This is a genomic window from Pacificoceanicola niger, from assembly GCF_048553275.1.
In the GTDB taxonomy this organism is placed as follows: domain Bacteria; phylum Pseudomonadota; class Alphaproteobacteria; order Rhodobacterales; family Rhodobacteraceae; genus Pacificoceanicola.
In genome coordinates, this window is the sequence record NZ_JBLZMW010000005.1 from 219,465 (window position 1) to 246,044 (window position 26,580).

The following is a 26,580-nucleotide window of genomic DNA, read 5'->3' on the forward strand; positions in this document are numbered from 1 at the left end:
CGCTCACGTGTCTTCCCCCCGAGGGTTTCGCGTGACATTAAGGCCCACGATCAGCGGGGAAAACCCGATATTCAGGACGTCCGGGAGGAAGCATGTCGAAACCCAAGTTTACCCGCGAAGAGGCGCTTGCCTTCCATCTCGAACCGACACCGGGCAAATGGGAGGTGCAGGCCACCGTCCCAATGACGACACAGCGGGATCTGTCGCTGGCCTATTCGCCGGGCGTTGCGGTGCCTTGTGAAGACATCGCCGCAAATCCCGAACTCGCCTACGACTATACCAACAAGGGCAATCTGGTTGCGGTAATTTCCAACGGCACGGCGGTTCTCGGCCTTGGGAATCTCGGAGCGCTGGGTTCCAAGCCGGTGATGGAGGGCAAGTCCGTGCTCTTCAAACGCTTTGCCGATGTGAACTCTATCGACATCGAACTCGACACCGAAGACCCGGATGAGTTTTGCAAGGCGGTCCGCCTGATGGGACCAACCTTCGGCGGTATCAATCTCGAAGACATCAAGGCGCCTGAGTGCTTCATTATCGAACAGCGTCTGAAGGAGGAGATGGACATTCCCGTCTTCCATGACGATCAGCACGGCACCGCCGTGATCTGTGCCGCGGGCCTGATCAATGCGCTGCATCTGTCTGGAAAGAAGATCGAAGACTGCAAGATCGTGCTGAACGGCGCGGGAGCGGCCGGGATCGCGTGTCTTGAGCTTATCAAGCGGATGGGCGCCCAGCACGACAATTGCATCATGTGCGATACGAAGGGCGTGATCTATCAGGGCCGCACCGAGGGTATGAATCAATGGAAGTCGGCGCACGCTGCCCAGACCGAAGCGCGCTCGCTTGAAGATGCGATGAAGGGCGCGGATGTGTTCCTTGGCGTGTCGGCCAAGGGGGCGGTGACGCAGGACATGGTTGCCAGCATGGCGGACAACCCGGTGATCTTCGCCATGGCGAACCCCGACCCGGAGATTACGCCGGAGGAAGCGCACGACGTGCGCCCCGACGCCATCGTCGCCACCGGACGGTCGGATTATCCGAACCAGGTGAACAACGTTCTGGGCTTTCCCTATCTGTTCCGTGGCGCTCTCGACGTGCATGCGCGCGCCATCAATGACGAGATGAAAATTGCCTGTGCGCAGGCTCTGGCCGAACTGGCGCGCGAAGATGTGCCGGATGAGGTGGCTCTGGCATACGGTAAGGCGCTGACCTTTGGCCGTGATTATATCATCCCGACGCCCTTTGATCCGCGCCTGATCCACCGTATTCCGCCCGCCGTGGCCAAGGCCGGCATGGCAACGGGTGCCGCGCGGCGTCCGATCGTCGATATGGACGCCTATGAGGAGACCCTGAAGGTTCGTATGGACCCGACGGCCAGCATTCTGCGCGGCATTAACGCCCGCGCTCGCGCGGCGCAGGCCCGCATGATCTTTGCCGAAGGCGATGACCCGCGCGTTCTGCGCGCCGCTGTGATGTATCAGCGCTCTGGCCTTGGAAAGGCCCTGGTTGTTGGTCGCGAGGGCGACGTTAAGGAAAAGCTGGAGGCCGCGGGCCTTGGCGATGCCGTGCGCGAACTGGAGGTAGTGAACGCCGCCAATTCCCGCCATCTTCAGACCTATAAGGATTTCATGTACGAGCGGTTGCAGCGCAAGGGCATGGATCGGCAGGACATCCATCGTCTTGCTGCCCGCGACCGCCACGTCTTCGCGGCCCTTATGCTGGCCCACGGTCATGGTGACGGGTTGATCACCGGCGCGACGCGAAAATCGGCGCATGTCATGCAGCTCCTCAACCACGTGTTCGACGCCGAGGCGGGTGATGGCGCCGCCGGTGTCACCGCCCTGTTGCACAAGGGGCGCATCGTCCTGATCGCCGACACGCTGGTGCATGAATGGCCGGATGAAAATGATCTGGCTGATATCGCGGAGCGCGCGGCTGATGTGGCCAAGCATCTCGGACTCGAGCCGCGCGTGGCCTTCGTCTCGTTCTCGACCTTCGGTTACCCGGTTTCGGAGCGCGCCGAGAAAATGCACATCGCACCCAAGGTCCTGGACCAGCGCGGCGTCAGCTTCGAATACGAAGGCGAGATGACCGTGGATGTGGCTCTGAACCTGAAGGCCCAAGAAGCCTATCCGTTTCAGCGCCTGACTGGTCCGGCGAACATCCTTGTCGTTCCGGCGCGGCACTCGGCTTCAATCTCGGTCAAGCTGATGCAGGAGATGGCGGGCGCAACTGTGATCGGCCCGATCCTTGCGGGGGTCGACAAATCAATCCAGATTTGCTCCACCAACTCCACCGCCAACGACATCCTGAACATGGCTATTCTGGCGGCGTGCAAGGTCGGCTGAGCGCGCGCAAAAACGCAAAAAAGGGGCGAGATAGTGACGATTTTCAACCTGGGATCGATCAATGCGGATCTCGTCTACCGCGTTCCGCATCTGCCGCAGGCGGGTGAGACGCTGGCGGCGCGCGGCTTCACGCGGGGCCTTGGTGGCAAAGGTGCGAACATGTCCGTTGCCGCCGCCCGCGCGGGCGCGCGGTGTGTTCATATCGGGGCTGTTGGCGCTGATGGCGCCTGGGCTGTGGAGCGGTTGACCGAATATGGCGTTGATACCCGGCAAATCGCAGTCTCGAACGAAGCCACGGGCCACGCGATTATCGCCGTGGATGATGCAGGCGAGAATTCGATCATTATCCACCCGGGCGCCAACACCGCCTTGTCGAATGCGTCCCTGATCAATGCTCTGGCCGAGGCGCAGGCAGGCGATTTCTTTTTGACACAAAACGAGACGACCCTTCAGGCCGAAGGCGTGCGGTTGGCGCAGTCGAAGGGATTGCGCGTTGCCTACGCCGCCGCGCCCTTTGATGCCGCCGCTGTCCAGGCCGTGCTTCCGGCGCTCGATCTGCTTGTCCTGAACGAAGTGGAAGCGGCCCAGCTCGCGGAGGCGACCGGCAGGCCTGTTTCGGAAATGCCCGTCGCCGACATTGTCGTGACACTGGGTTCCAAGGGCTGCCGCTGGTACGATACGCAACACGATGTTGCCAAGGACTATCCTTCGTTCAAGGTTGAACCGGTGGATACAACGGGCGCGGGAGATACCTTTACCGGTTATCTGATCGCCGGCCTTGATCGTGGGATGCCAATGGAGCAAGCCATTCGTCTTGCTTCAAAGGCGGGGGCGCTCATGGTCACGCGTCATGGAGCGGCGGATGTGATCCCGGACCTGAAGGACGTGCAGGACGCATCGTTCTAGTTCACGAACGGCGCGTTGCTCCCCCAAAGTGCTTTCACCCGCTGGTCCCGTCCGCAAGCGTCGCGGTAGCGCTTGTATGCCTTGCTTTGGCTCAGGGGCCCGAACCGCGTGAGCACAAGGTTACTGCCCTTGTAGTAGTCCTGATGATAGTCTTCGGCCTTGTAGAACGGTTTGGCGTTCAGGATCGGGGTAACGATCTTGCGCCCAAGCTCGGCTTCTGCGGCGGCCATTGCGGCCTCTGCTGCCTGCTTTTGCGCGGCGTTAGAGACGAAAATAGCTGTCCGATAGCTCTCGCCGCGATCACAGAACTGACCTCCGGCATCCGTTGGATCAACAGAACGGAAGAACAGATCATAGAGCGCACGGGGGGTTGTCTGACCGGGATCATAGTGGATTTTCACCGCCTCATAGTGCCCCGTTCCTCCCTTGGTGACCTGTTTGTACGTCGGATTGGCCGACGTGCCGCCAGTATAGCCGGAGATGACATCCTGCACCCCTCGGACTTTTTCGAAATCGGCCTCCACACACCAGAAGCAGCCACCGGCCACGATGATATCAGCCGCGAGCGCCTTTATGGGGGCACAGGACAGCACGATGAAAGCGAGCATTTTGGCAAAACGGGTCACGATTTATCTCCTCTTTTGGCCGAGGCTGACCGCTGCGCCGCAAACTGGCAATCCTTTCCACGCGGTCTCACCGGAAGGTGAGCTTGCGTGAGACCCATTTCCTGCCTAGCGTGCCGCCCATGACAGAGCATGTGACAACCCATCAGGCCGAAGAAGATGCGCGCAATGACAGCGTGCTGATCTGGCTGAACGGCCAACTGAAACCCCGAGCCGAGGCGACGGTCAGTGTCTTTGACTCCGGCTTCATGCTTGGAGACGGTGTCTGGGAGGGGCTGCGGCTCTATGATGGACGCTGGAGTTTCCTGGATGAGCATATGGACCGGTTGTTCGAGGCGGCCAAGGCCATTGATCTCGACATCGGGATGACCCGCGACGCGGTGATTTCCGCAATATCAGAGACGCAAGACGCCAACGGCATGACGAACGACGCCCACGCACGTTTGATGGTGACGCGCGGAGTGAAGTCGCGCCCATTTCAACATCCCGGCCTGTCGCAACAGGGGCCGACCATTGTCATCATCATGGAGCATTCCAAGCCGTCGATCCCGCGTCCGATCCGGCTCGCCACCGTGCCGCACATTCGCGGACTTCCGATGACGCAGGACCCCAAGCTCAATTCACACTCCAAGCTGAATTGTATCCTTGCCTGCATCGCGGCAGAGAAGGCAGGGGCTGACGAGGGTCTGATGCTCGATGTGCATGGTTTTGTGAACACCACGAATGCGTGCAACTTTTTCATCGTGCGCAAAGGCGCCGTTTGGACCTCGACGGGGGATTACTGCATGAACGGAATCACCCGGCAGAAGGTAATCGACCTGTGCCGCGCCAATGACATTCCGGTGTTTGAGCGGAATTACTCTCTGGTGGACACCTATGGAGCCGACGAAGCCTTCCTGACCGGAACCTTCGGGGCGCAAACTCCGGTGGGCGAAATAGATGGCAGGAAGATTGGTGACGGTCAGATGGGGCCGGTGACGAAGCGGCTCCGGGCGCTTTACAAGGAATTGGTGACACGATGAGGCTGGCCATGTGGTCCGGGCCGCGCAACCTGTCGACGGCGATGATGTATGCATTTGGCAATCGCGCCGATTTCCACGCCGTGGATGAGCCATTCTACGGGCCGTATCTGCGGCTTACCGGTCTGAATCATCCTATGGCCATAGAGATCAGAGAAAGTCGCCCCGAGGGGCCATTTGAGGTGGAACAGAGCCTGATCGGTCCGATCCCGAACGGCAAACCGCATGCCTATCACAAGCATATGTGCCAGCACATGATTGATGGCATCCCGCGCGACTTCATGGCGGATTGCGTGAATGTCTTCCTTTTGCGACACCCTGCACGCGTGGTTGCCAGCTTTACGAAGGGTTATCCGCAAGCCGGAGCCGATGACATCGGTTTTGAAAAGCAAGCGGAGTTGTTCGAGCACTGCCGTGCCCTGGGTCAGACACCGGTTGTGATCGACAGCGCGGATATCCGGAAGAACCCGGAACGCGCCTTGCGCCAGCTGTGCGAAACCGTCGGGCTTGATTGGGATCCGGCCGTGCTGACCTGGTCTGCCGGGCCCAAGCCCTATGACGGGGCCTGGGCGCCACATTGGTATAAGTCAGTACATGGCAGTACGGGCTTTGCCGGGGCGGAGGGGCCACTTCCAAATCTGGACGGCCGGGCCGGGGCGCTCGCCGATGAGGCCATGCAATATTATGACTTCATGGTCGCCCACGCAAAAAACTGACCATCGTCTGAAACTCTTTCACGACGTCTTCCGTGACTTGGACCAAGCGCGACCGAATTCGCGCCTTTCAAAAAACGGAGAGACCCATGAAGATGATTTTCGCCAGTACCCTTATCGCGCTCACCTCGACCTACGCCATGGCAGCCAGCCACAGCATGGCGCCGGGCGTCGAGGCCATGGACCAGGATGTGTCCGGCGGCACCGTGAGCGCCTCCAAGGTCATCGCCCCGGCCAACGGATGGCTCGTCGTGCACCGTACCGGCAGCGACATGAAACCCGGCCCGGTGGTTGGCTATGCGCCGCTCAAAATGGGTGAAAACATGGACGTGTCCGCCATTCTTCAGGAAGACGTCGCCTCCGGTGACATGCTGATGCTGATGGTGCACGGTGAAGATGGCGGGATGGCGACCGGCGTCTTCGAATACACCCTCGGTGCGAAAGAAGATGGCCCGATCAAGCCGGATGGCGAATTGGTCATGACCGTCGTCACCGCCGAGTGATGGCCCCGGCTACATGAGGGCGCGATGCGCCCCCATGCAAAACGGAGGCGACCACTCCCCGCCTCCGTTTCGTCCAGCGCCCGTATCAAGGCGGGTTAGCGACTGTTTCAGCTCAGAAGTTGGCTTAGTTTCAAAGCAAGGCTCATATCGCCTGACACCTTGATCTTGCCCATGGCAAAGGCAGTCATCGGGTTGAGTTTTCCTGCGATCAGCTTTTCGAGGTTCTTCTGAGAGATCCGGATCGTGCAGTCGGCTGGCATGTCAGCCAGATGCGCGGTGCCGTCCGCCAATGTGATGGCGCCATCCTCCATGCAATCGAATTTGATCGACTGTTCCAACGGATGTTTGTCGAGCCCGCGTTGCATTTTCGCGGCAATGTCGATGAGCGGCATGGGGTGTCCTTTGCGTATTTGCCTCAGCTACCGGTAGCTGAGCAAAGCGGACAACAGTGACGTTGCGGCGCATGCCGCGCCGTCAAAAGACCAACGGCCCGCCTGTTTCCAGACGGGCCCGATAGACACGACCAAGCGCCATTATTTAAGCCGGCGGTTCCGTGCAGCCAAGAGGCGCAGGCGCAGGGCGTTCAGGGTGATGAAGCCCGCTGCGTCTTTCTGATCGTAAGCGCCCGCGTCGTCTTCGAACGTCACATGCGCTTCGGAATAGAGCGAGTGCTCTGACCAGCGCGCGACGGTGCGCACCGAGCCTTTGTAGAGCTTGAGACGAACGGTGCCGGTCACGTGTTCCTGGCTTTTGTCGATCAGGGCCTGCAGCATCTCGCGCTCCGGCGAGAACCAGAAACCGTTGTAGATCAGTTCCGCATAGCGCGGCATGATCGAGTCCTTCAGATGACCCGCGCCGCTGTCGAGCGTGATCTGCTCGATGCCGCGGTGCGCTTCGAGAAGGATCGTACCGCCCGGCGTCTCATAGATGCCGCGGGATTTCATCCCGACAAAGCGGTTCTCGACGAAATCGAGACGACCGACGCCGTGCTTGCGGCCATATTCATTCAATTCGGTCAGGATCGTTGCGGGGCTCATCGGCACACCGTTGATCGCCACCGCGTCACCCGTATCGAAGGTGACTTCGATGATTTCCGGCTCGTCTGGTGCATCCTCCGGGTGAACGGTGCGCTGATAGACATAATCGGGCGCGTCCTGCGCCGGGTCTTCCAGAACCTTGCCCTCTGAAGAGGTGTGCAGCAGGTTTGCGTCGACGCTGAACGGAGCCTCGCCGCGCTTGTCCTTGGCGATCGGGATCTGGTGCTGCTCGGCGAACTCAAGAAGCGACGTCCGCGACGACAGTGACCATTCACGCCATGGCGCGATGCATTTGATATCCGGGTCGAGCGCAGCAGAGGACAGCTCAAAGCGCACCTGATCGTTGCCCTTGCCGGTTGCGCCGTGCGCGATGGCGTCTGCGCCGGTTTCGTGCGCAATCTCGACAAGGCGCTTGGAGATCAGGGGGCGGGCAATGGACGTCCCGAGCAGGTAGAGACCCTCGTACACCGCATTGGCGCGGAACATCGGGAAAACAAAGTCCCTCACGAACTCTTCGCGGACATCTTCGATATAGATGTTCTCTGGTTTGATCCCCAGCATTTCAGCCTTGGCGCGGGCGGGTTCGAGCTCTTCACCCTGTCCGAGATCAGCGGTAAAGGTGACCACTTCGCAGCCATACTCGGTTTGCAGCCATTTCAGGATGATAGACGTGTCGAGGCCGCCGGAATAGGCCAGGACGACTTTCTTGGGCGCGGACATGCTGGAATTCCTCTGTCTGTGATTGACGGGCGACTTACTGTGTTTTGCGGGCGTCGGCAAGGATAGCCGTTGACGGCAGGCCCGGACATGCTAGCCCATAGCCAAAAGGGGAGGGCCCGTGATGAAAGGCTGGACGATTTTCACCCATTCCGTGCGGCTGGTCCTGAGCAATCTGGAGATGGCGTTGCGCGTGTCGCTGGTCTTGTACCTTCTGCAGGCGGCCTATCATGTGATGGCTTTCATGGCGGCGCCGGAAGCTGCGGAACCCAGCGTCTTTGCTCCGTCGGACCCTGTCTTCGATCTGCCGCTGTTGCTCCTGGGCCTTGGAACCATCGTGTCGAGCCTCTGGATCGCCGTGGCCTGGCATCGTTATGTCCTAGTCGAAGAGATGCCTGCCGGATGGCTGCCCCGGTGGCATGGCGACAAGATCCTTGGGTATCTTGGGCGGTCCATCATGCTTGGTTTGCTGATTTTCCTGGTTCTCGCGGTGACCATGGTGGTCGTGGTGGTCCTTCCGGCATTGCAGGCCTTTATCATGCCTGGGCTCGTGCTCGCTGGTTCATATTTCTTTTTCCGCCTCGGTGTGATGCTGCCCGCAGGCGCTGTTGGTGAAAAACTCTCGGTTGCCGAGTGCTGGAGTGCCACCCGGGACAAGGACGGTGCGATTGTTGTTCTGGCGGTGCTGATGATGGCAGGCACCTTTATCCTGCAGGTGCCATCCCTGGTGAGTGGGAACCTGTATTCACCGATCACCTTGGTCTACAATCTGGTCACCGGTTGGTTCGCCACCATGATCGGCGTGTCGATCCTGACCACACTCTACGGGCATTATGTGCAGGGACGGAGCATAGACTGACTTGCGTGATGGCCTGCGCTTTGTCACCACTGGTCCATGAGTGATTTTCAAGACAAGGCCCGCGCGGCCACCCAAGCCATGCGGGAGGTGTTCCCGGAAACGCCCCTTCTGCGCAATGCCCACCTTTCGGAGATGTACGGCGCTGACATATGGCTCAAGCGCGAAGATCTCAGTCCGGTGCGCAGCTACAAGCTCCGGGGTGCGTTCAATGCAATGCGCAAACGCGATGACCTGGGTCTTGTCGTTTGTGCCAGCGCGGGCAACCATGCGCAGGGCGTTGCCTTCATGTGCAGACATTTCGGCGTGCGCGGCGTGATTTTCATGCCGGTCACGACGCCGCAGCAGAAGATCCAGAAAACCGCCATGTTCGGCGGAGACAGTGTCGAGATCAAGCTCATCGGCGATTACTTCGACGAATGCCTGACAGCGGCCAAGGCGTTTGCCGAGCGCGAAGACGGTTACTTCCTGTCGCCTTTCGACGATGCCGACGTGATCGAAGGTCAGGCCAGCGTTGGCGTCGAGATCGAAGAGCAGCTTGGCGCTGTGCCCGATATGCTCGTGATTCCGGTCGGCGGCGGCGGTCTTGGGTCCGGTCTTCTGAGCTATTTCGGTAGTTCGCCGCAGTATACCTTTGTTGAACCAAAGGGCGGGGCCTGTTTGCGGGCGGCGCTGGAAGCGGGCCGTCCCGTCACGCTGAACAAGGTAAATACCTTTGCCGATGGCGCTGCGGTGGCACGCATCGGGGATGTGACTTTCGACCGTCTCAAGGGCGTCGGGCTGGCCAGCACGCTGCAGATCGCGGAGGACCGCCTGTGTACAACGATGCTTGATATGTTGAATGTCGAAGGGATCGTGCTGGAGCCAGCCGGCGCGCTTGCGGTGGATGCGCTCAAGGATATGGGTCAGATGATCCGGGGCCGGCGGGTTGTCTGCGTCACGTCGGGCGGCAATTTTGATTTCGAACGGCTCCCCGAGGTCAAGGAGCGGGCGCAGACTTATGCGGGGTTGAAGAAGTATTTCATCCTGCGTTTGCCGCAGCGCCCCGGTGCGCTTCGCGGATTTCTCGATATGCTTGGCCCGGAGGATGACATTGCCCGGTTCGAATACCTCAAGAAATCGGCGCGGAACTTCGGCTCCGTACTGATCGGCATCGAAACCCGCGATTCGGGCAATTTTGCCCGTCTCTATGAGAAGCTTGACGCCGGAGGGTATGTCTACAACGACATCACCGACGATGAAGTTCTGTCGAATTTCATAATATGAGGTTCGCGGGACGCACGGCGATCGTTACAGGGGCCGGCCAGGGCATCGGCCGCGCGATTGCGATTGCGCTTTCGTCAGAAGGGATGCGGGTCTGCGTCAGTGACATGAATTTTGACGCGGCAGAAAGCACAGCGCAGTCCTGTGGTGGCCTGGCCGTGGCCTGCGACGTCCGCAGGCTCGAGGATCTTGAGCGGCTGGTGGCGACCGCTCAGGCCGCGCTCGGCGAGATTGATCTTCTGTGCTCGAATGCCGGGTTCGCCCGCGGCGCTGTCGAGGGGCCAGCCAGCGCGACGGATGAGCAATGGCAGGATAGCTGGGATGTGCATGTGATGGCGCATCTGCGGGCCTGCCGTCTGTTGCTGCCCGCGATGATTGCGCGGGGCGAAGGCTGGCTGGTCAATGTCGCTTCGGCGGCCGGATTATTGAGCCAGATTGGCGATGCCCCCTATTCGGCGACGAAGCATGCGGCAGTCAGTCTGGCGCAATCGTTGGCCATCGAGCATGGAGATCAAGGCATTCGCGCCAGTGTTGTTTGCCCGCTTTACGTTGCCACGCCATTGCTCGGTTATGCGGAGGGGGCTGTCCCGGGTGATCGGGCGAATGACCGGGTGCTTGGTCCGCAGGACGTCGCTGACGCATTGATCAGGGGTCTGCGGGAGGAGCGCTTCTTGATCCTTCCGCATGATGAGGCGGCTCAGTTCTTCCGCCGCCGGGCCGAGGACATGGATCGATGGGTCTCCGGAATGCGGCGCCTAAGGCGGGACGCGTTCCGTGATGATCCTCCGGAAACACTGGCAGAATTGCACAAAAGGCTTTGACTTGAGGAGCTTCAGGCCGCGAAACGTTGTGGAAAATCCTGAAGAAATGCGGCACGGCTGTTTTCGAAGATGGTGCGGACCGCGCCAAATGGCACCGCATGCGCATCCCCGGTTGCGGCGGCCTTTTCGCCTCGCTGGCAGACATCCGCAAGATCCGAGAATCCGAGGTTCAGCGCGGCGCCCTTGAGAAAGTGCATCTGCTCTTCGGTGACGATTGGATTTCCTGCCGCGCTTTCAAGGAGGACGATGGCGTTTTCCACTTCGCTCAGGAACAGCTCAAGAACTTCGGCAAAGTCCTCCGGTCCGATTTCGTCGCGCAACTCGGCGACACGTGCCCAATCGATCATGATCATGTCTCCACTATTGCTGCCGACCCTAGGAGCCAAAAGTGAACGGACGGTTTCCGTCAATGTTCGGCTGTTTTGCATTTTAGGTTTCACCGACTGTTAACTTGGCCGGCTCTACAAACCGTCCAGTTCGAGTGCCGCCCCAAGGGCAGGGAGTAGACGTGCAGGCCAGCGCAACCGATGAATTCCTGATTGAGCCGGACGCCGTCCGGCGCGTTCTATTGGTTGATGATAGCCGTCTGCAGCTGAAAATCGTGAGCGCAATGCTTCTCCGTTGGGGCTTCGAGGTTTTTCAGGCAGAGTCGGGCCCGGAAGCGCTGGAAATCTGCGCCAGAACGCCGCCGGATCTGGTACTTTCCGACTGGATGATGCCGGGAATGGACGGCCTGGAATTCTGCCGACGCTTCCGTGAGATGCGCGCGGAGACGTATGGCTACTTCATTCTTCTGACGTCCAAGAGCGAGAAAGGCGAAGTCGCCCAAGGTCTCGATGCGGGGGCGGATGATTTTCTGACGAAACCGGTGAATTCCCACGAGTTGCGCGCCCGCATCAACGCCGGTGCGCGGGTTGTCTCGATGGAGCGGCAATTGTCGGAAAAAAACCGTCAGATTTCCGAAGCCTTTTCCGAACTCAAGACAATCCATGAGGCCATCGACAACGACCTCAAGCAGGCTCGCAAGATTCAGCAGGCCCTGGTCCCCGAACGCGTCCGTCTGTTCGGGACCTCGCGTGTCAGCCTCCTGTTGCAGCCATGCGGACATGTTGGCGGCGACCTTGTCGGGATGTTCACGCCGGGATTCGACCGCATGGGGCTATACAGTATTGATGTTTCCGGACACGGTATCACCTCGGCGATGGTTACCGCGCGGGTTGCGGGATATATGTCCAGCACGTTCCCCGATCAGAACATCGCGCTCGATAAGCGATTTGATAATTACTACGCGATGCGGAACCCGACGGAGACGGGTCGGCTGTTGAATGAGCGTCTCTCGGCCGATCCCGGCGTCGAGGAATATCTGACGATGGCCTATGTCGCGGCGGACTTGAAGTCTGGCAAGATGCGCTTGATCCAGGCGGGCCATCCGCCGCCGATCCTGCTTCGCGCGGATGGGACTGTCGAGTTTCTTGGCAATGGTGGTTTGCCGATCGGTCTGGTGGATGAGGTCACCTACGAGCAGGTCAATTTCACCATGAGCAGTGGCGATCGCCTGTTGCTGTATTCCGACGGCTTCACTGAGGCGGTCATGAAGGACGGGTCAATGCTGGGCGAGGAGGGGCTTGCCCGGATTTTTGGACTCAGTGTGCAAAACGGCGGTGAAGGGCCGGAACTGCTGCAGGATATGTTCTGGCGGCTCACTGCCGATATGAAGAATGCAGACTTTCTGGGTGACGATGTTTCTGCCGCGCTGCTTGAATTCGATGCGGTACACGAAACATGATCGGCTACTGACGACAATATCGCGCGACAAATGCCCGGTCGCCCGGATTGCCGAGCCATTGTGCGGCCTCCTCGGGGGTCGCCCACTGAACCCTGTGATCGGGTTCAATTGGGTCGGCGTGCGGTCTCACGGGGAGGGCGCGGTAGATAATGCACAGCTTTTCTGCCCAGATGTCGTACTCCGGCATGAAGGTAAAACGTCGGAACGCGCCTAGCCGACGTGGGTTGCCAATATGCCAGCCGGTCTCTTCGAAGACTTCGCGGTGCAATGCGGCGATGGGATGCTCGCCCGGATCGATGCCGCCGCCGGGAAGTTGCAATTCGGGATGTGGCCGGGATTGATGAGTCAGCAAAAGCTGGCCATATCGTGGCAGAATGGCATAGACGCCGGGGCGGAGGATATACCGCCGACCGGCTTCGGGAGGTTGCCCATATCGTCTGATCATGCCATCGCCCCTTTGCGCTTGCCTTGATCGGCCCTATATGGCTGCGGTATGCCAGCGCCCGGCAGATAAGGAAACCCCATGACCATTGGCTCGAAAATCGCCTGGGACGACACCGTCCTACCCTTCCAGCTTGACCACTCCGACATGCGCGGACGCGTCGCGCGCCTCGATGGCGTGCTTAGCGGTGTGCTGAAACAGCACGACTACCCCGCGCCGGTTGAAGCGCTGGTGGCGGAGATGGCGTTGTTGACGGCGCTGATTGGACAAACGATCAAACTGCGCTGGAAGTTGTCGCTTCAGGTACAGACCAACGGCCCTGTGCGCATGATCGCTACGGATTATTATGGTCCCGATGAGCAGGGACAGCCGGCCCGTATCCGCGCTTACGCCAGCTTTGATGCCGATCGCATCACCGATGCGCCACCATTCCAACAGCTCGGATCGGGCTACTTTGCCATCCTCATCGACCAAGGGCAGGATATGCAGCCCTACCAAGGCATTACGCCGATTGCTGGCAAGTCCCTTGCCGATTGTGCGGCGGCCTACTTCGCACAATCCGAACAATTGCCGACCACCTTCGCCCTGTCCTATGGCCGCTCGACGGAGCCGGGCGTGCCGGAACATTGGCGCGCTGGCGGGATGATGCTGCAGCATATGCCAAAGGCCTCTCCTTTTGCGACCGGCGGCGGGTCCGGTGATGGCGGGCTTCTGCATGCCAATGATCTGGTGAGCGAGGATGTGGAGGAGAACTGGAACCGGGTTAACATGCACCTCGGCACCGTGGATGAGCTTGAATTGATCGGCCCCAGCGTGTCGCCGACCGAGCTTCTGATGCGTCTTTTTCACGAGGAGCAGCCGCGCGTTTACGATGCTCAGCCGATTCGCTTTGGCTGTACCTGTTCGGAAGACCGCGTGCGGCAAAGCCTTTCGATCTATTCGGCGAAGGACATCAAGACGATGACGACCGACGAGGGGCTGGTTACGGCGGATTGCCAGTTTTGTGGTGCGCATTACGAGCTTGATCCGGCTGACGTCGGGTTCGAGGCGGACAATGGTGACGGCTGACCAGGTTGCCGCCCTGCGTCGTGCCGTGGCATCGGATGGCGCGGCGACTTCGGATTTCGATCTGAATCCTGACGTACGTCTTCCAGAGGGGCGCACCCTGCGTCCCGCTGGCGTGCTTTGCGCGTTTCAGCCGGGTCCTTCGGGGCTCGATCTGGTGCTTACCAAGCGGTCCTCGCGGCTCAAGCATCATCCGGGCCAAATCGCTTTTCCGGGTGGAAAGCAGGACGAGGGCGATGCGGACGTGATGGCCGCCGCCTTGCGAGAAGCGCGGGAGGAGGTCGGACTTGCCCCGTCCAGCGTTGAGGTTCTTGGCACGTTGCCCTGCCACGAAACGGTCACGGGCTTTCTGGTCACACCGGTTGTCGGCTTGATAACGGAGCCCTTCTCCCCTGTTCCGGAGCTCGGTGAGGTGGAGGAGGTCTTTACCGTCCCGTTCAGTCACGTCATGGATCCCGAGCGTTACACTGTTCAGGGGCGCCGGTGGCGTGGTCAGCGCAGGCACTATTTCACGGCGCCCTTCGGTCCATATTACGTCTGGGGTGCGACGGCCCGGATGTTGCGGGTTCTGGCGGATCGCGTGTCGGCATGACCCGGGTTGGCGGTGCATGGCTGGAGGCCAGCGGAACCCAAACCGTGATGCGCCTGCTCGAAGATGCGGGGTTCGAAGCCTATGCCGTCGGCGGCTGTGTGCGCAACGCTCTTCTCGGTGTGCCGGTCTCGGACGTGGATATCTCGACGTCCGCGCGGCCGGAAACAGTCTCTGATCTTGCTGAACAGGCCGGTCTGAAGGCCGTGCCAACCGGGATAGAGCATGGCACGATCACCGTGGTCGCCAACGGCGAGCCCTACGAGGTGACGACCTATCGCGCCGATGTGGAGACTGACGGCCGCCGAGCGACAGTGCGCTTTGCCGAAACCTTGGCCGAAGACGCCCTGCGCCGCGATTTTACGATGAATGCACTCTACGCGGACCGGCATGGGCAGGTTTTTGATCCCTTGGGCGGCCTTGATGATCTGAATGCCAGGCGATTCCGCTTTATTGAAGACGCCGGAACGCGGATTCGTGAGGACTACCTTCGTATCCTGCGGTATTTTCGGTTTTCCGCATGGTACGGCGCGCCAGAGGCCGCTTTCGACGCAGAAACACTCGCAGCGATTGCGGGTGCTCTGGACGGGTTGGAGCGCCTTTCCCGTGAGCGTGTGGGCAGTGAACTTTGCAAGCTGTTCGCCGCGCCGGACCCGGTCATGGCGGTTTCCGTCATGGCGCAAACAGGTGTGTTGGGCCGGGTGATGCCGGGTGCGACACCGCGCGCGCTTGGCCCGCTTCTTCTGCAGGAGGACATTCTGGGCCTTGCGCCCGACTCGCTGCGCCGAATGGCCGCTTGCGGTTTTTTCGACGGGGTTGCGCTTCGGCTGTCCAAAGCAGAGCAGAAGCGTTTGGGGCTGTATCACAGACTGGTTTCGGGGCTCCAGGGCCTTCCGGAGATCGCATGGCGGGAGGGTCGTTCGGTGGCCCTCGACGTGGCGGCCCTTCGCGCTGCCAGCCTTGAGATGCCCCTGGCTCCGGACACGGCCGCGGCAATCGCTGTTGGTGCCGAAGCCGTTTTTCCGGTATCGGCCAGCGACCTGATGCCCGCCATGCAAGGCCCGGCGCTGGGCAAGGCGCTGCACGCGCTTGAAGAACGATGGATCGCTTCCGGGTTTACACTGGGCAAAGGCGCGTTGCTTGAGTCGCTCAACTTGGGGTGACAGGCGGCGCAGAGTGCGCTAGATCTTTTACAGCCAATCGGAGGACGCTTGATGATGTGTGACAGGAATCGAACCGGCCTAGCCTGAGTCGCCCTGCACCTGCGCGGCCCGATCAAGCCCCGCCATTTCATCAAGATGACCCCAAGCCTGTTTGCCGAAGGCCTCCGATATGTTCCGCTTTTTTGAAAACCTCGTTGATCCTTATGCCGAATACCCGTTGAACGACACGCCGCCGCGACGCGTACTGCCGTTCATCTGGCAGTACACCCGCAGTTTCCGGGGCGTGTTCGTCTGGGCCACTGTTTTCTCTATCATTGTTGCGAGCATCGAGATCGGCCTCATCTGGGCGATGGGTTGGGTTGTCGATATTCTGTCCGGGGATCCTTCCCGCGTTTTGGATGAACACGGCACGGCGCTGATCGCGCTGGCGGTGTTCATATTGTTGCTGCGCCCGATCATTCAGGTCATCGACGTGGCGCTGCTGAACAATGCCATGATGCCCAACATCGGCACGTTGATCCGGTTTCGCGCTCATGGCCATGTGATGCGGCAGTCCGTCGGCTGGTTCGAGAACGATTTTGCCGGGCGCATTGCCAATCGCATCATGCAGACCCCGCCCGCCGTGGGTGAGGTCACGTTTCAGGTCTTTGACGCGATCACCTTCTCCATCGCCTATGTGGTGGGCGCCGTGGTGCTGCTTGGCGATGCGGACCTGCGGCTGATGCTTCCTTTGTTGATATGGGTCGTGTTGTACGGGCTTTTGATCCGGTGGACGGTGTTGCGCGTGGGGCCTGCCTCGCAGGCGTCGAGTGACGCACGCAGCCAGATCACCGGCCGGGTCGTGGATGCCTATACCAACATTCACGCCATCAAGATGTTCGCACATCACGCACAGGAAATGGGTTATGCCAAAGAGGCTATAGAGCACGCGCGCCGCACGTTTCAGCGCGAAATGCGGCTCTATACCATCATGGATGTGTCTCTCGTCCTTCTGAACGGCCTGTTGATCGTGGGTGTCGTAGGGTGGGGGATCGCGCTTTGGGTGCAGGGCAGCGCGTCTGCCGGTGTGGTCGCGGCGGCTTCTGCCCTTGTTCTGCGGCTCAACGCGATGACCGGCTGGATCATGTGGGCGACGACGAGCCTGTTCCGCGAGCTTGGCGTGGTGCGGGAGGGGATGGAAACGATTGCCCAGCCGATCACGCTTGTCGATGCGCCGGGGGCGCAACCTTTGCAGTTGATGGACGGGCGGATCGAAATTGATGGTGTCTCGCATCACTACGGCCGTGACAGCGGTGGGCTGGATCAGGTGTCGCTGACGATCAAGCCGGGTGAAAAGATCGGTCTGGTCGGGCGCTCCGGCGCGGGAAAATCGACCCTCGTAAAGCTGCTATTGCGGTTTTATGATGTTGAGCGGGGGCAGATCCGCATCGACGGACAGGACATCGCGCATGTCACGCAGGACAGCCTGCGTCAGCAGATTGGCATGGTTCAGCAGGATAGCGCGCTTCTGCACCGCTCCGTTCGCGACAACCTTCTGTTTGGGCGTCCGAGTGCCAGTGACGCACAGATCATGGAGGCCGCGAAGCGGGCGCAAGCCCATGACTTCATTCTCGATCTTGAGGATTCGGAGGGGAGGCGTGGCTATGATGCGCATGTTGGCGAGCGCGGCGTGAAGCTGTCCGGTGGCCAGCGGCAGCGGATCACGCTGGCGCGGGTTATTTTGAAGAACGCACCGATCCTGGTGCTGGATGAAGCGACGAGCGCATTGGACTCCGAGGTGGAAGCCGCGATCCAGGACACGCTCTATGGATTGATGGCGGGCAAGACGGTGATCGCGATTGCTCACCGGCTCTCGACCATCGCGCAAATGGACCGCATTCTGGTCATGGATCAGGGCCGGATCGTCGAAGATGGCACCCATGACAAGCTTTTGGAGATGGACGGCCTATATGCTGGGTTCTGGGCCCGCCAGAGCGGCGGCTTCCTTGACCCGGATACGCAATCCGTCGACGAGAGCACTGAGGCAGCAGAATGAAACCGACCGAATGGATCAACCCCTTCGCCGAAGCTGACGGCCCGCCGCCGCGTACCTTGATGCGCTTTTGCCTCTGGGCTATTCGCGGTGCCTGGCCGCCGCTGATGCTGGCGGCCGCATTCTCGGTCCTCGGTGGCGTGGTCGAGGTTGCTTCGGCGATCATTCTTGGCTGGGTTGTTGACGGGGCGCTGTCGGGCGGGGCAGAGACTGTGTTCAGCGCCAATCTCGGTCTTCTGATCTTCTCGCTGTTTTTCTTTCTCGCACTGCGCCCGGTGCTCTTTGGCGTGAACGCCTATCTCCAAACGCAGGTGACGCAGCCGAACGTGTTCAGTCTGATCCTGAGCCGCGTACACCGCTACACCATCGGGCAATCCGTCAGTTTCTTCGACAACGACTTTGCCGGGCGCATCAGTCAAAAAGAGATGCAAACGGCCCGTGCGTTGAACGATGTCATCACGGAAATGCTGCACACCGTGCTTTTTGCCATCGCTTCCGTGGTCGGCGCGGTCTTGATGGTGGGCACGGTCAATTGGCGGATTGCGGGCGGGCTCATCATCTGGATGGGTGCATATTGGCTTCTGATCCGGCATTTCATGCCTCGCGTGCGGGCGAGATCGAAGGCGCGCGCGGCGGCGCGGGCAATGATCACCGGGCAGATGGTCGACACGGTGACGAACATCAAGACGGTGAAACTGTTTGCCCATGCGGAATACGAAGATCAGGCGGCGCTGGGCGCGATGGACACTTATCGGAACCGGTTCATTGAATTCGGGCGGGTCAGTGTCGAATTTCGCTTCTGGCTGATGGCGCTCGCCGGGCTTTTGCCGGTGATGATGGTCGGCGGGGCGTTGTGGTACTGGAGCCTGGGCCTTGTCTCGGCGGGGGATATTGCCGCGACCGGGGCTGTCTCTCTTCGGTTGGCGCAGATGACTGGCTGGGTTTCCTTCGCGCTTATGGGGCTTTACGCCAATATCGGCGAGGTCGAGGATGGTATGCGTACATTGACGCCGTCGCATGACCTGGTCGATGTGGCCGGAGCCAAGGCATTGTCCGTGGATGCCGGACGGATCGAGTTTCGTGACGTCGGCTTTTCCTATGGGCGCGAAAGTGGCGGCGTCGAACAAATCAACCTGCACATCGAACCGGGTGAAAAGCTTGGCGTAGTCGGGGCATCCGGAGCCGGAAAATCGACGCTCGTATCGATTCTCATGCGGCTCTATGACGTTGAGAAGGGCGTTGTACTGATTGATGGGCAGGACATCGCGGCAGTCACACAGGATAGCCTGCGGCAACAAATTGGCATGGTCACGCAGGAAACGGCCATGTTCAATCGTTCTGCCATGGACAACATCCGTTATGGACGTCCGGACGCCACGGAAGAAGAGGTCTTTGAGGCGGCTCGCCGGGCGGAGGCCCATGAATTCATCCTTGGTCTGCGCGATCATGCCGGGCGCGAGGGCTACGGAGCGCATCTGGGTGAGCGCGGCGTCAAGCTGTCCGGCGGTCAGCGGCAACGCATCGCCTTGGCCCGCGCGATCCTGAAGGACGCGCCGATCCTCGTTCTGGACGAGGCCACAAGCGCGCTCGATTCCGAGGTCGAAGCCAGCATTCAAGACGCGCTGGACCGGGTGATGCAAGGCAAGACCGTACTCGCCATTGCGCACCGGCTTTCGACGATCAGCAGCATGGACCGGATCATCGTGCTCGACGGTGGCCATATCGTCGAAGAGGGGGGCCATACCGATCTGCTTGCCAAGGGCGGGCTTTATGCGCGCTATTGGGAGCGGCAGTCTGGCGGCTTTCTCGGGTCGGACGAGGGGCAAGAGGCGGCGGAATGACGCGGGCGGGCCTGTGAGCGGCAGTCAAACGACGCTGTGTGGCGATACGGGCATGTCCGCAAACGCTGGACGACCGCGCTGAAACCGCGCTAGAGCCAGAGCATGACAGTGATCACGATAGAACGGCTCGGCCATAAGGGTGACGGCATCGCGCCCGGCCCGGTTTTCGTACCCGGCGCCCTGCCCGGTGAAGAGGTAAGCGGAGAGATCGACGGCGGCGTGATGGCCGCGCCCCGCATCGTAACACCGGTGCCGGAGCGAGTCAGGCCGCCATGCGCGCATGCGAAATCCTGCGGTGGTTGTCAGCTGCAACACGCCAGCGACAGTTTCGTCGAGGGGTGGAAGACCGAGGTCGTTCGCCGAGCGCTTGAAGCGCATGATCTCACGACGGAGATTCGCCCATGCGTCACCTCCTCGCCGCAGTCGCGTCGCCGCGCCAGTTTTTCCGCGCGGCGGACCAAGAAAGGCGCGCTCGCCGGGTTTCACCAGAAGTCTTCCGACGTCATCGTTTCTGTGCCGCATTGCCAGCTTGTGACGCCCGCTCTTGCGCTGTCCTTGCCGATGGTCGAGGCCCTGGCCGTTCTGGGCTCCAGCCGGAAGGGCGAGCTATCGGTTTTGGTCACCGAAAGCCTGAGCGGGCTCGACGTGGCTGTGAACGGCGGCAAGGAGGTGGACACAGCTCTGCGCACCGCGCTCGCCGATTTGGCGCGGCAATTCGATCTCGCGCGGCTGGCGTGGGACGATGAGGTCATTTCTCGTCGTCCGCCGTTTCAGCGTTTCGGCAAGGCCGATGTCATACCGCCCCCCGGCGCTTTCATGCAGGCGACGGCGGAGGGCGAAGCGGCGCTGCTCGCGGCGGTACGCGAGGCGCTTGGCCCGCTGAGCCGGACCGCCAAGGTGGCGGATCTTTTTGCCGGCTGCGGGACCTTCGCTCTGCCGCTTGCGCAGGATGTGCGTGTGCATGCGGTCGAGGGTGATCGGGAGATGATCAAGGCGCTGGATCATGGTTGGCGCAACGCCGAGGGCTTGAAACTGGTCACCCACGAAACACGCGATTTGTTCCGAAATCCGCTGATGCTCGATGAGCTGGATCGACTCGATGGTGTGGTGATCGACCCGCCCCGCGCCGGTGCCGAGGCCCAGATCGTGGAGATCGCCCGCGCCCGTGTCCCGCGCGTCGCGCATGTTTCATGCAATCCGGTGACTTTTGCGCGGGATTGCGCGACCTTGGTGCGTTCCGGGTATGTGCTTGATTTTGTTCAGGTGGTGGATCAATTCCGATGGTCCACGCATGTCGAAGTGGTCGCTGGGTTGCATCTTGCGGATTGAGTGAAGTCCCGTCTTTTGGAGATGGTGTTTTTAAGGTATGATTCTCGAAAAACCTGAACGGGTATATCGATGCAGTTTCTCAAGTTCGGGCTTGTATTGGCCCTGCTGCTCGGGCTTGGCGCCTGCAGTAGCAAATTCAAATCATATGACGGTCCCGAGGTCACGCATGTCCATGTGAGCAAAGGGGAGCGGCGGATGTATCTGCTGCACCACGGAACCGTGCTCAAGACCTACAAGGTAGGCCTCGGCAATCAGCCTCGCGGGGACAAAAAGTTTCGCGGTGACGGGAAAACGCCGGAAGGCGATTACCACATTGACCGCCGCAATCCGAACAGCCGGTTTCACCTGAGCATCGGGATTTCCTACCCGAACGCCGAGGACATCGCCGAGGCGGCAGCCATGGGCAAGAATCCTGGCGGTGACATTTTCATTCACGGCCGGCCGCGGGAGTTCCGCAAGGGCGGTCGCGATTGGACCGCGGGATGCATCGCGGTGAAAGATCGGGAGATGGAGATGATCTATGCCATGGTCCGGGACGGCACGCCGATCCGAATCACGCCCTGATCTCAGGTGGTCGGATCGGCGCCGGGGATTGCCGACAGGTTCGGCGCCCCGGTGATCAGCGTCCACCAGATTTTGCCGCCGCTTTCCTGATGCCATGCGATTCCGAGGTCACGGGCGGTCGGATCGAGGATGACCTTGCGAGTCGAAGGCTCTTCCATCCATGCGGCGAGGGTCTCTGTTTCGGTCTCGAAAGTCTCCGAAATGTTCTCTCCGACGACGCGCCCGCCATAGCCGGCGCGCTGAACGCGGTCGATCGGCGATGAGCCGTCAGAGCCAAAATGCCACGGCCGGTTCTGAACGGCCATGTCACGCGAATGCGTGGCGGCGGCGGCGTTGAGGCTTGCATTGAGCGCCACAGGCTGTGCGCCGGCCGCTTGCCGCAGCGCGTTGACCGAATCAAGCACGGTATACTGGATGCGGCCAGAGGCGCCCGCTCCGATGCGGTAGACCTGCGGCAGTGGTTTTCCGTCGGGCCCGAGCTTGGTGCTGTAGGTCGGCGACTCCGCGCAGGCGGCAAGCGCCACGGCGGAAGTCAGGGCGAGGAAAGTGCGGCGGTTCATGAGCGGTCTCGTAAATATTGGGTTAAGATACCACTTAGCCCGCAAGGCGTTGCCAATCAAACCCACATCCCGGACAGCCTGCGAAAACACGCCGCTTTGAATTGCACTGAGGCTTTCTCGCCATATTATTAACGTTTAGAGTCGCCTGAGAGGAGTCTTGGCCCATGGACAACCAATTTCGCAAAGGCCTGAACCGCCGCCACTTTCTGGCAACGGGAGCGGCGATGCTGGGAACACCGGTGATCGCGCAGAACGTCAACGAGGGCACGACAGAGGTCGAGCGCGATCTCTCCACGGTGGTGCGTCGCAATATTTCCAGCTTCCGGACATTGGAGTGGCAGCCTTATTTCTCCAGCCTGAACAATGGCGCGGTGCTCGTGGATATCAGCAGCCGGGCGTTGCATTTTTGGGAAGAATCGGGTGCCTACCACCTGTACCCTTCTTCTGTGCCGCTCACCGAAGACCTGACCCGGCGCGGCCGCACCAGCGTTGTGCGGAAGGTCGAAGGCCCGGAATGGCGTCCGACCCCGTCGATGAAGAAGCGCAATCCCGAATGGCCCGATTACGTCGGCCCCGGACCGGACAATCCGCTTGGAACGCACGCGCTCTACCTCGGCTGGACCTACTACCGAATCCACGGCACGCACGACACCCGCAAGATCGGACGGCGCTCGTCCAATGGATGCATTGGCCTCTATAACGAGCATATCGCGGAACTTTTCGGGATGGCTCGGGTTGGAACTCAAGTGTTGCTTATTTGACGACACTCTGTCTGACCGGAAATCGGCGCAAGCAAGATGCAATTGCAATCGCTCTGAAATGCTGCTTAGACAATCATACGAGGTAAGTCTTGGGTGCCTGTCGTGCGTTCCTCAAATGGGCGCGGTAGGCAAATATCTGGAGAAGAACATGAAGAAAATCGCTCTCGCCGCTGCTTTCGCTGCTGCTGCCACTTCCGCAATGGCTGGTTCCTATGCCAAGGACGACGTTGTGATGGAGCCCGTCGTTGTGGTTGAAGAAACCGCAGCAAGCTCGTCCTCCGCTGGTCTGCTGATCCCGCTGCTGCTGGTTGCAATCATTGCAGCGGCTGCCGCTGACTAATTCAGTCAGTCACGGAACGAATTGGAAAAGGCGCTGCGACGGTAGCGCCTTTTTCATTTGGTGGATCAAGAGCGGTCTCGCACCATAAGCCCAGGCGCGGGGCGCACCTGACCAACCGCCATGCCGTCCCAATTGCGCAGCTCGGGGCAGAGGAAGCGCGTCACATCCGGATGCTCCGCGTCAACGACGCCCAGCTTCACAAGAATTGCGGCAATGGCGCTTTCGGAGGCGCGTGTGGTGCCATCCGCGATCTTGAGCGCCACGCCGAGCCCCTGTTGGGGTAGAATCGCAACGAAATACCCGTCGGCTCCGGTCTTGATCGCGACGGGCTGATTGGCGGCCTGCATCAAGAGCGTACAGGCCCGGCCGCGTCCGGCAACCATTCCGGGATGCTTGTACATCGCGCCGACCAGCCGTGCACCGGCAACACTGAGTGTGTCTTCGCGGGTGTGGGCCGTCGCGTACCAGGCCATTGCCTTCGCCATGGCGGCCACGGTGGTGGCAAAGTTCGGCGCAGAGCAGCCGTCGATGCCGAAGCCCGGGCTGTCTTGCCCGGTGACAGTCTCGAACATTTCGCGGCAGGCACGTTGGACCGGGTTGTCCGGATCGACATAATCGGAGCCAGCCTTGATGAATTTGCCGTAGGTCAGGAATCCCGCGTGCTTGCCCGAGCAGTTGTTGTGGAGCCGGCAGGGTGCTTCGCTGTCGCGAATCATCTGAAGTTTCAGTGTGCTGTCGCGCGACGGCTGGGGCCCGCAGCGCAGATCGGCCTCGCCAAGGTCCAGGTCGTGCAGCCAGTCGGATACCGCGCTGACGTGTTCTGGCGCGCCCTCGTGCGAGGCACAGGCGAGCGCGAGCTGCTTCTCCGTGAGGCCGAAATGGTCTGCGGCGCCGCTGGCGACGAGAGGCAAGGCCTGTATCATCTTGGATGAACTGCGTGGCAAAACCACGGCTTCTGCCTCGCCCCAGGCCTCGACGACGCCCAGGCCGTCGCTGATTACGGCATGGCCGTAGTGGGCATTTTCGAGGAACGGACCTCGGAATGTTTCTGCAAGAAGGGCGGGAGCTGTCATGGGTCACCTCACGTCTGAGCGATATTCTGCCAAGAGGGCTTTCGTTGTTCAGCTATTTCAGGCTATTGTCCTGCCGTCGAGAGAAAAGGTTGTTCCCGTCGATTGGGCGCTTACGAACCCTGGGTGCGGCCTTGTATGATTGAGGCTAAGACAGCTGGAGGCTGCACTGATGATTTCAAGCTTTGTGCGCGTGATCGCCGCAACGGCATTGGCGATTGCGGCAACCGCCGCGACCGCGCAGGAAGAGAGCACCAACCGCGTTGATGCCATGACCGACTGGTCGGTTTTCGAGGGTCAGGAGCCCCGCGAATGCTGGGCGGTGACGACGTTCAAGGAAAGCGTCAACACCAAGGACGGCCGCGTCGTGGCCGTGACGCGGGGCAAGATCCTGCTGATGGTGTTCTACCGCCCCGGGTCGGGCGTGAACGGGCAGGTTGCGTTTACCGGCGGATATCCGTTTGCTCCGGGGTCCACGGTAAACGTGCAGGTCGGGACCAGCGAGTTCGAGCTCTACACCGAGGGCGAATGGGCCTGGCCGGCAACGGCGCAGGATGATTCCAAGCTGATCACCGCGATGAAACGGGGCGCCGATGCGGTGCTTACGGCGGTTTCGGCGCGCGGGACGACGACCAAGGATACCTTCTCTCTGCTTGGCTTCACTGCCGCGGTCGAGGATGCGGAGAAGCGCTGCGCCAGCTAGGGCTGCTTGGTTCTCCACGGAATTGGATGCAAGGGGTCGGGAACACTCGGCCCTTTGTCTTTTGCGTCGAATCCTGTATGGGACGGGCTTCGATTTTCTTAAGGAAGCGTGCGATGGCTGCTGATGCGCCGATCACTCAGGATGTTCTGACCATTCCCCGGAAGGTTCCGGAGGGGAGCAAGGTGAACCTTGTCGGGTTGACGCGGGCCAAGCTGCGCGAGGCGCTGATCGCCATCGGCACGCCCGAGAAGCAGGCCAAGATGCGCACCGGTCAGATCTGGCAATGGGTCTACCACTGGGGCGTGCGCGATTTTGCTGTGATGACCAACCTCGCGAAGGACTATCGCGCCAAGCTGGACGCGCATTTCGTGATCGAGATTCCCGAGATGGTGTCCAAGCAGGTCAGCGCCGACGGCACGCGCAAATACCTTGTGCGGATCGCGGGCGGTCACGAGGTCGAGGTGGTCTACATCCCCGAGACGGATCGTGGAACCCTTTGTATTTCCAGTCAGGTTGGCTGTACGTTGACATGTTCCTTCTGTCACACGGGCACGCAGAGGCTGGTGAGGAACCTGACCGCCGGGGAGATTGTCGGGCAGGTGATGATGGCGCGTGACGATTTGGACGAGTGGCCGGAGCCGGGCGTTGGCACCGGCGATGCGGGGCCGCGCCTGCTGTCGAATATCGTTCTGATGGGCATGGGCGAGCCGCTCTATAACTTCGACAATGTGCGTGACGCGATGAAGGTTGCGATGGACGGCGAGGGGATTGCCTTGTCGCGTCGTCGCATCACGCTGTCGACGAGCGGTGTTGTGCCTGAGATCGCGAAATGTGCCGAGGAGATCGGTTGCCTGCTGGCCGTTTCGTTCCATGCCACGACGGACGAGGTTCGCGACAGGTTGGTTCCGATCAATAAGCGTTGGAATATCAAGACATTGCTGGACGCATTGCGTGAGTATCCAAAGGTGTCCAACTCGGAGCGGATCACCTTTGAATACGTGATGCTCAAGGACGTGAACGACAGCGACGCGGATGCGCGGCGATTGGTGAAGCTGATCCAAGGCATTCCGGCAAAGATCAACCTGATCCCCTTCAACGAATGGCCCGGCTCGCCCTATGAGCGGAGCGATTGGGAGCGGATCGAAAGGTTCGCGGATATCATATACAAAGCGGGCTATGCCTCGCCGATCCGCACGCCGCGCGGCGAAGATATCATGGCTGCCTGCGGTCAGCTGAAGAGTGCCACAGAGCGCGAACGCAAGTCGCGCAGGCAGATCGAAAGCGAAGCGGGGCTGTAAGGCCCCCTGTTTCACGCAACATTGGTTAACGGTGGCAAACCCGGCGAATTTCGCCGGGTTAAACGTGCGCGCGCCATGGTTAATGCACCGTGCACCGCCAAGTGACCACCAGATGTTGGGATCACCCAAGGTCCGACCGCAAGCGTGAAACAGGCGGTAATCTCCCCCTTTTTAACGGGGTGCATCCGTAGAACTTACGCGGCCATTTTCAGTTTCATGGCGGGTGTGATG

At 60.6% G+C, this 26,580-nt stretch carries 27 protein-coding genes; 20 read left to right on the forward strand and 7 right to left on the reverse strand.

Features of this window, described 5'->3' with window-relative positions; all coding sequences use genetic code 11:
• Nucleotides 1-92: 92 nt before the first annotated feature.
• The gene (locus ACN2XU_RS09390; RefSeq protein WP_419410171.1) at nt 93-2,348 is read left to right on the forward strand and encodes an NADP-dependent malic enzyme; all 2,256 of its coding nucleotides are present in this window, start codon (nt 93-95) and stop codon (nt 2,346-2,348) included.
• 33 nt (nt 2,349-2,381) lie between these two features.
• Nucleotides 2,382-3,254 (forward strand): ribokinase, encoded by an 873-nt coding sequence (locus ACN2XU_RS09395; protein WP_419410172.1) that lies wholly within the window; start codon nt 2,382-2,384, stop codon nt 3,252-3,254.
• Here the strand turns inward: ACN2XU_RS09395 and msrA are convergent.
• On the reverse strand, nt 3,251-3,862 hold the full coding sequence (gene msrA / locus ACN2XU_RS09400) for a peptide-methionine (S)-S-oxide reductase MsrA (RefSeq protein ID WP_419410199.1): 612 nt from the start codon (nt 3,860-3,862) through the stop codon (nt 3,251-3,253). The genes ACN2XU_RS09395 and msrA overlap by 4 nt on opposite strands.
• 137 nt (nt 3,863-3,999) lie before the next feature.
• Between msrA and ACN2XU_RS09405 the strand changes: the two genes are divergently transcribed.
• The 3 genes from ACN2XU_RS09405 (at nt 4,000) to ACN2XU_RS09415 (ending at nt 6,112) form a co-directional block, all read left to right on the forward strand.
• Nucleotides 4,000-4,899 (forward strand): D-amino acid aminotransferase, encoded by a 900-nt coding sequence (locus ACN2XU_RS09405; RefSeq protein ID WP_419410200.1) that lies wholly within the window; start codon nt 4,000-4,002, stop codon nt 4,897-4,899.
• On the forward strand, nt 4,896-5,612 hold the full coding sequence (locus ACN2XU_RS09410; protein WP_419410173.1) for a sulfotransferase-like domain-containing protein: 717 nt from the start codon (nt 4,896-4,898) through the stop codon (nt 5,610-5,612). The genes ACN2XU_RS09405 and ACN2XU_RS09410 overlap by 4 nt, the downstream gene beginning before the upstream one ends.
• 86 nt (nt 5,613-5,698) lie before the next feature.
• Nucleotides 5,699-6,112: a DUF7282 domain-containing protein gene (locus ACN2XU_RS09415; protein ID WP_419410174.1), complete on the forward strand. Its 414-nt coding sequence runs from the start codon at nt 5,699-5,701 to the stop codon at nt 6,110-6,112.
• A gap of 107 nt (nt 6,113-6,219) precedes the next feature.
• On the opposite strand, the gene ACN2XU_RS09420 is transcribed toward ACN2XU_RS09415, so the two are convergent.
• Nucleotides 6,220-6,504, reverse strand: a complete 285-nt coding sequence (locus ACN2XU_RS09420) for an SCP2 sterol-binding domain-containing protein (protein ID WP_419410175.1) — start codon at nt 6,502-6,504, stop codon at nt 6,220-6,222.
• Between the two features lie 141 nt (nt 6,505-6,645).
• Nucleotides 6,646-7,869 (reverse strand): argininosuccinate synthase, encoded by a 1,224-nt coding sequence (locus tag ACN2XU_RS09425; protein WP_419410176.1) that lies wholly within the window; start codon nt 7,867-7,869, stop codon nt 6,646-6,648.
• A 121-nt stretch (nt 7,870-7,990) separates the two neighbouring features.
• Between ACN2XU_RS09425 and ACN2XU_RS09430 the strand changes: the two genes are divergently transcribed.
• The 3 genes from ACN2XU_RS09430 to ACN2XU_RS09440 are packed head-to-tail and all read left to right on the forward strand — an operon-like array spanning nt 7,991 to nt 10,806.
• Nucleotides 7,991-8,725, forward strand: a complete 735-nt coding sequence (locus ACN2XU_RS09430; protein WP_419410177.1) for a hypothetical protein — start codon at nt 7,991-7,993, stop codon at nt 8,723-8,725.
• 36 nt (nt 8,726-8,761) lie between these two features.
• Nucleotides 8,762-9,988: a threonine ammonia-lyase IlvA gene (ilvA, locus tag ACN2XU_RS09435; RefSeq protein WP_419410178.1), complete on the forward strand. Its 1,227-nt coding sequence runs from the start codon at nt 8,762-8,764 to the stop codon at nt 9,986-9,988.
• Nucleotides 9,985-10,806 carry an SDR family oxidoreductase gene (locus tag ACN2XU_RS09440; RefSeq protein WP_419410179.1) on the forward strand — a complete coding sequence of 274 codons (822 nt, stop codon included), beginning with the start codon at nt 9,985-9,987 and terminating at the stop codon, nt 10,804-10,806. The genes ilvA and ACN2XU_RS09440 overlap by 4 nt, the downstream gene beginning before the upstream one ends.
• An 11-nt stretch (nt 10,807-10,817) precedes the next feature.
• Here ACN2XU_RS09440 and ACN2XU_RS09445 read toward each other — a convergent pair whose 3' ends face one another.
• Complete coding sequence (locus tag ACN2XU_RS09445; RefSeq protein ID WP_419410180.1) at nt 10,818-11,216, reverse strand: Hpt domain-containing protein; 399 nt, start codon at nt 11,214-11,216, stop codon at nt 10,818-10,820.
• Nucleotides 11,217-11,314: 98 nt separating this feature from the next.
• On the opposite strand from ACN2XU_RS09445, the gene ACN2XU_RS09450 reads away from it, so the two are divergent.
• Nucleotides 11,315-12,592 carry a PP2C family protein-serine/threonine phosphatase gene (locus tag ACN2XU_RS09450; protein ID WP_419410181.1) on the forward strand — a complete coding sequence of 426 codons (1,278 nt, stop codon included), beginning with the start codon at nt 11,315-11,317 and terminating at the stop codon, nt 12,590-12,592.
• A gap of 4 nt (nt 12,593-12,596) precedes the next feature.
• Here the strand turns inward: ACN2XU_RS09450 and ACN2XU_RS09455 are convergent, their stop codons facing one another.
• Nucleotides 12,597-13,037, reverse strand: coding sequence for an NUDIX domain-containing protein (locus ACN2XU_RS09455; protein WP_419410182.1), 441 nt, complete (start codon nt 13,035-13,037; stop codon nt 12,597-12,599).
• Nucleotides 13,038-13,115: 78 nt separating this feature from the next.
• On the opposite strand from ACN2XU_RS09455, the gene hslO reads away from it, so the two are divergent.
• From hslO to ACN2XU_RS09490, 7 genes are all read left to right on the forward strand, one after another.
• Nucleotides 13,116-14,102 (forward strand): Hsp33 family molecular chaperone HslO, encoded by a 987-nt coding sequence (gene hslO / locus ACN2XU_RS09460; protein WP_419410183.1) that lies wholly within the window; start codon nt 13,116-13,118, stop codon nt 14,100-14,102.
• Nucleotides 14,089-14,691: a CoA pyrophosphatase gene (locus ACN2XU_RS09465; RefSeq protein WP_419410184.1), complete on the forward strand. Its 603-nt coding sequence runs from the start codon at nt 14,089-14,091 to the stop codon at nt 14,689-14,691. Before hslO ends, ACN2XU_RS09465 begins: the two co-directional genes overlap by 14 nt.
• On the forward strand, nt 14,688-15,851 hold the full coding sequence (locus ACN2XU_RS09470; RefSeq protein ID WP_419410185.1) for a CCA tRNA nucleotidyltransferase: 1,164 nt from the start codon (nt 14,688-14,690) through the stop codon (nt 15,849-15,851). The genes ACN2XU_RS09465 and ACN2XU_RS09470 overlap by 4 nt, the downstream gene beginning before the upstream one ends.
• 169 nt (nt 15,852-16,020) lie before the next feature.
• Nucleotides 16,021-17,886 (forward strand): ABC transporter ATP-binding protein, encoded by a 1,866-nt coding sequence (locus ACN2XU_RS09475; RefSeq protein WP_419410186.1) that lies wholly within the window; start codon nt 16,021-16,023, stop codon nt 17,884-17,886.
• Complete coding sequence (locus ACN2XU_RS09480; protein ID WP_419410187.1) at nt 17,883-19,724, forward strand: ABC transporter ATP-binding protein; 1,842 nt, start codon at nt 17,883-17,885, stop codon at nt 19,722-19,724. Before ACN2XU_RS09475 ends, ACN2XU_RS09480 begins: the two co-directional genes overlap by 4 nt.
• Before the next feature lie 102 nt (nt 19,725-19,826).
• Entirely contained in the window at nt 19,827-21,053 is a 1,227-nt protein-coding gene (locus ACN2XU_RS09485) for a class I SAM-dependent RNA methyltransferase (protein WP_419410188.1), read from the forward strand.
• 69 nt (nt 21,054-21,122) lie between these two features.
• Nucleotides 21,123-21,617: a L,D-transpeptidase family protein gene (locus ACN2XU_RS09490; protein WP_419410189.1), complete on the forward strand. Its 495-nt coding sequence runs from the start codon at nt 21,123-21,125 to the stop codon at nt 21,615-21,617.
• Between the two features lie 2 nt (nt 21,618-21,619).
• Here the strand turns inward: ACN2XU_RS09490 and dalA are convergent, their stop codons facing one another.
• Nucleotides 21,620-22,177: a divisome-associated lipoprotein DalA gene (dalA, locus tag ACN2XU_RS09495; protein WP_419410190.1), complete on the reverse strand. Its 558-nt coding sequence runs from the start codon at nt 22,175-22,177 to the stop codon at nt 21,620-21,622.
• 164 nt (nt 22,178-22,341) lie between these two features.
• On the opposite strand from dalA, the gene ACN2XU_RS09500 reads away from it, so the two are divergent.
• Together ACN2XU_RS09500 and ACN2XU_RS09505 are read left to right on the forward strand one after the other, a co-directional pair.
• Nucleotides 22,342-22,938 carry a L,D-transpeptidase gene (locus ACN2XU_RS09500; protein ID WP_419410191.1) on the forward strand — a complete coding sequence of 199 codons (597 nt, stop codon included), beginning with the start codon at nt 22,342-22,344 and terminating at the stop codon, nt 22,936-22,938.
• Between the two features lie 148 nt (nt 22,939-23,086).
• Complete coding sequence (locus tag ACN2XU_RS09505; protein ID WP_419410192.1) at nt 23,087-23,278, forward strand: ferrochelatase; 192 nt, start codon at nt 23,087-23,089, stop codon at nt 23,276-23,278.
• Between the two features lie 65 nt (nt 23,279-23,343).
• Here ACN2XU_RS09505 and ACN2XU_RS09510 read toward each other — a convergent pair whose 3' ends face one another.
• Nucleotides 23,344-24,351 carry an asparaginase gene (locus tag ACN2XU_RS09510; protein ID WP_419410193.1) on the reverse strand — a complete coding sequence of 336 codons (1,008 nt, stop codon included), beginning with the start codon at nt 24,349-24,351 and terminating at the stop codon, nt 23,344-23,346.
• A gap of 169 nt (nt 24,352-24,520) precedes the next feature.
• Between ACN2XU_RS09510 and ACN2XU_RS09515 the strand changes: the two genes are divergently transcribed.
• Together ACN2XU_RS09515 and rlmN are read left to right on the forward strand one after the other, a co-directional pair.
• Complete coding sequence (locus ACN2XU_RS09515) at nt 24,521-25,051, forward strand: invasion associated locus B family protein (protein ID WP_419410194.1); 531 nt, start codon at nt 24,521-24,523, stop codon at nt 25,049-25,051.
• A 113-nt stretch (nt 25,052-25,164) separates the two neighbouring features.
• Nucleotides 25,165-26,349 carry a dual-specificity RNA methyltransferase RlmN gene (gene rlmN / locus ACN2XU_RS09520; RefSeq protein ID WP_419410195.1) on the forward strand — a complete coding sequence of 395 codons (1,185 nt, stop codon included), beginning with the start codon at nt 25,165-25,167 and terminating at the stop codon, nt 26,347-26,349.
• The last annotated feature ends 231 nt before the right edge of the window (nt 26,350-26,580 follow it).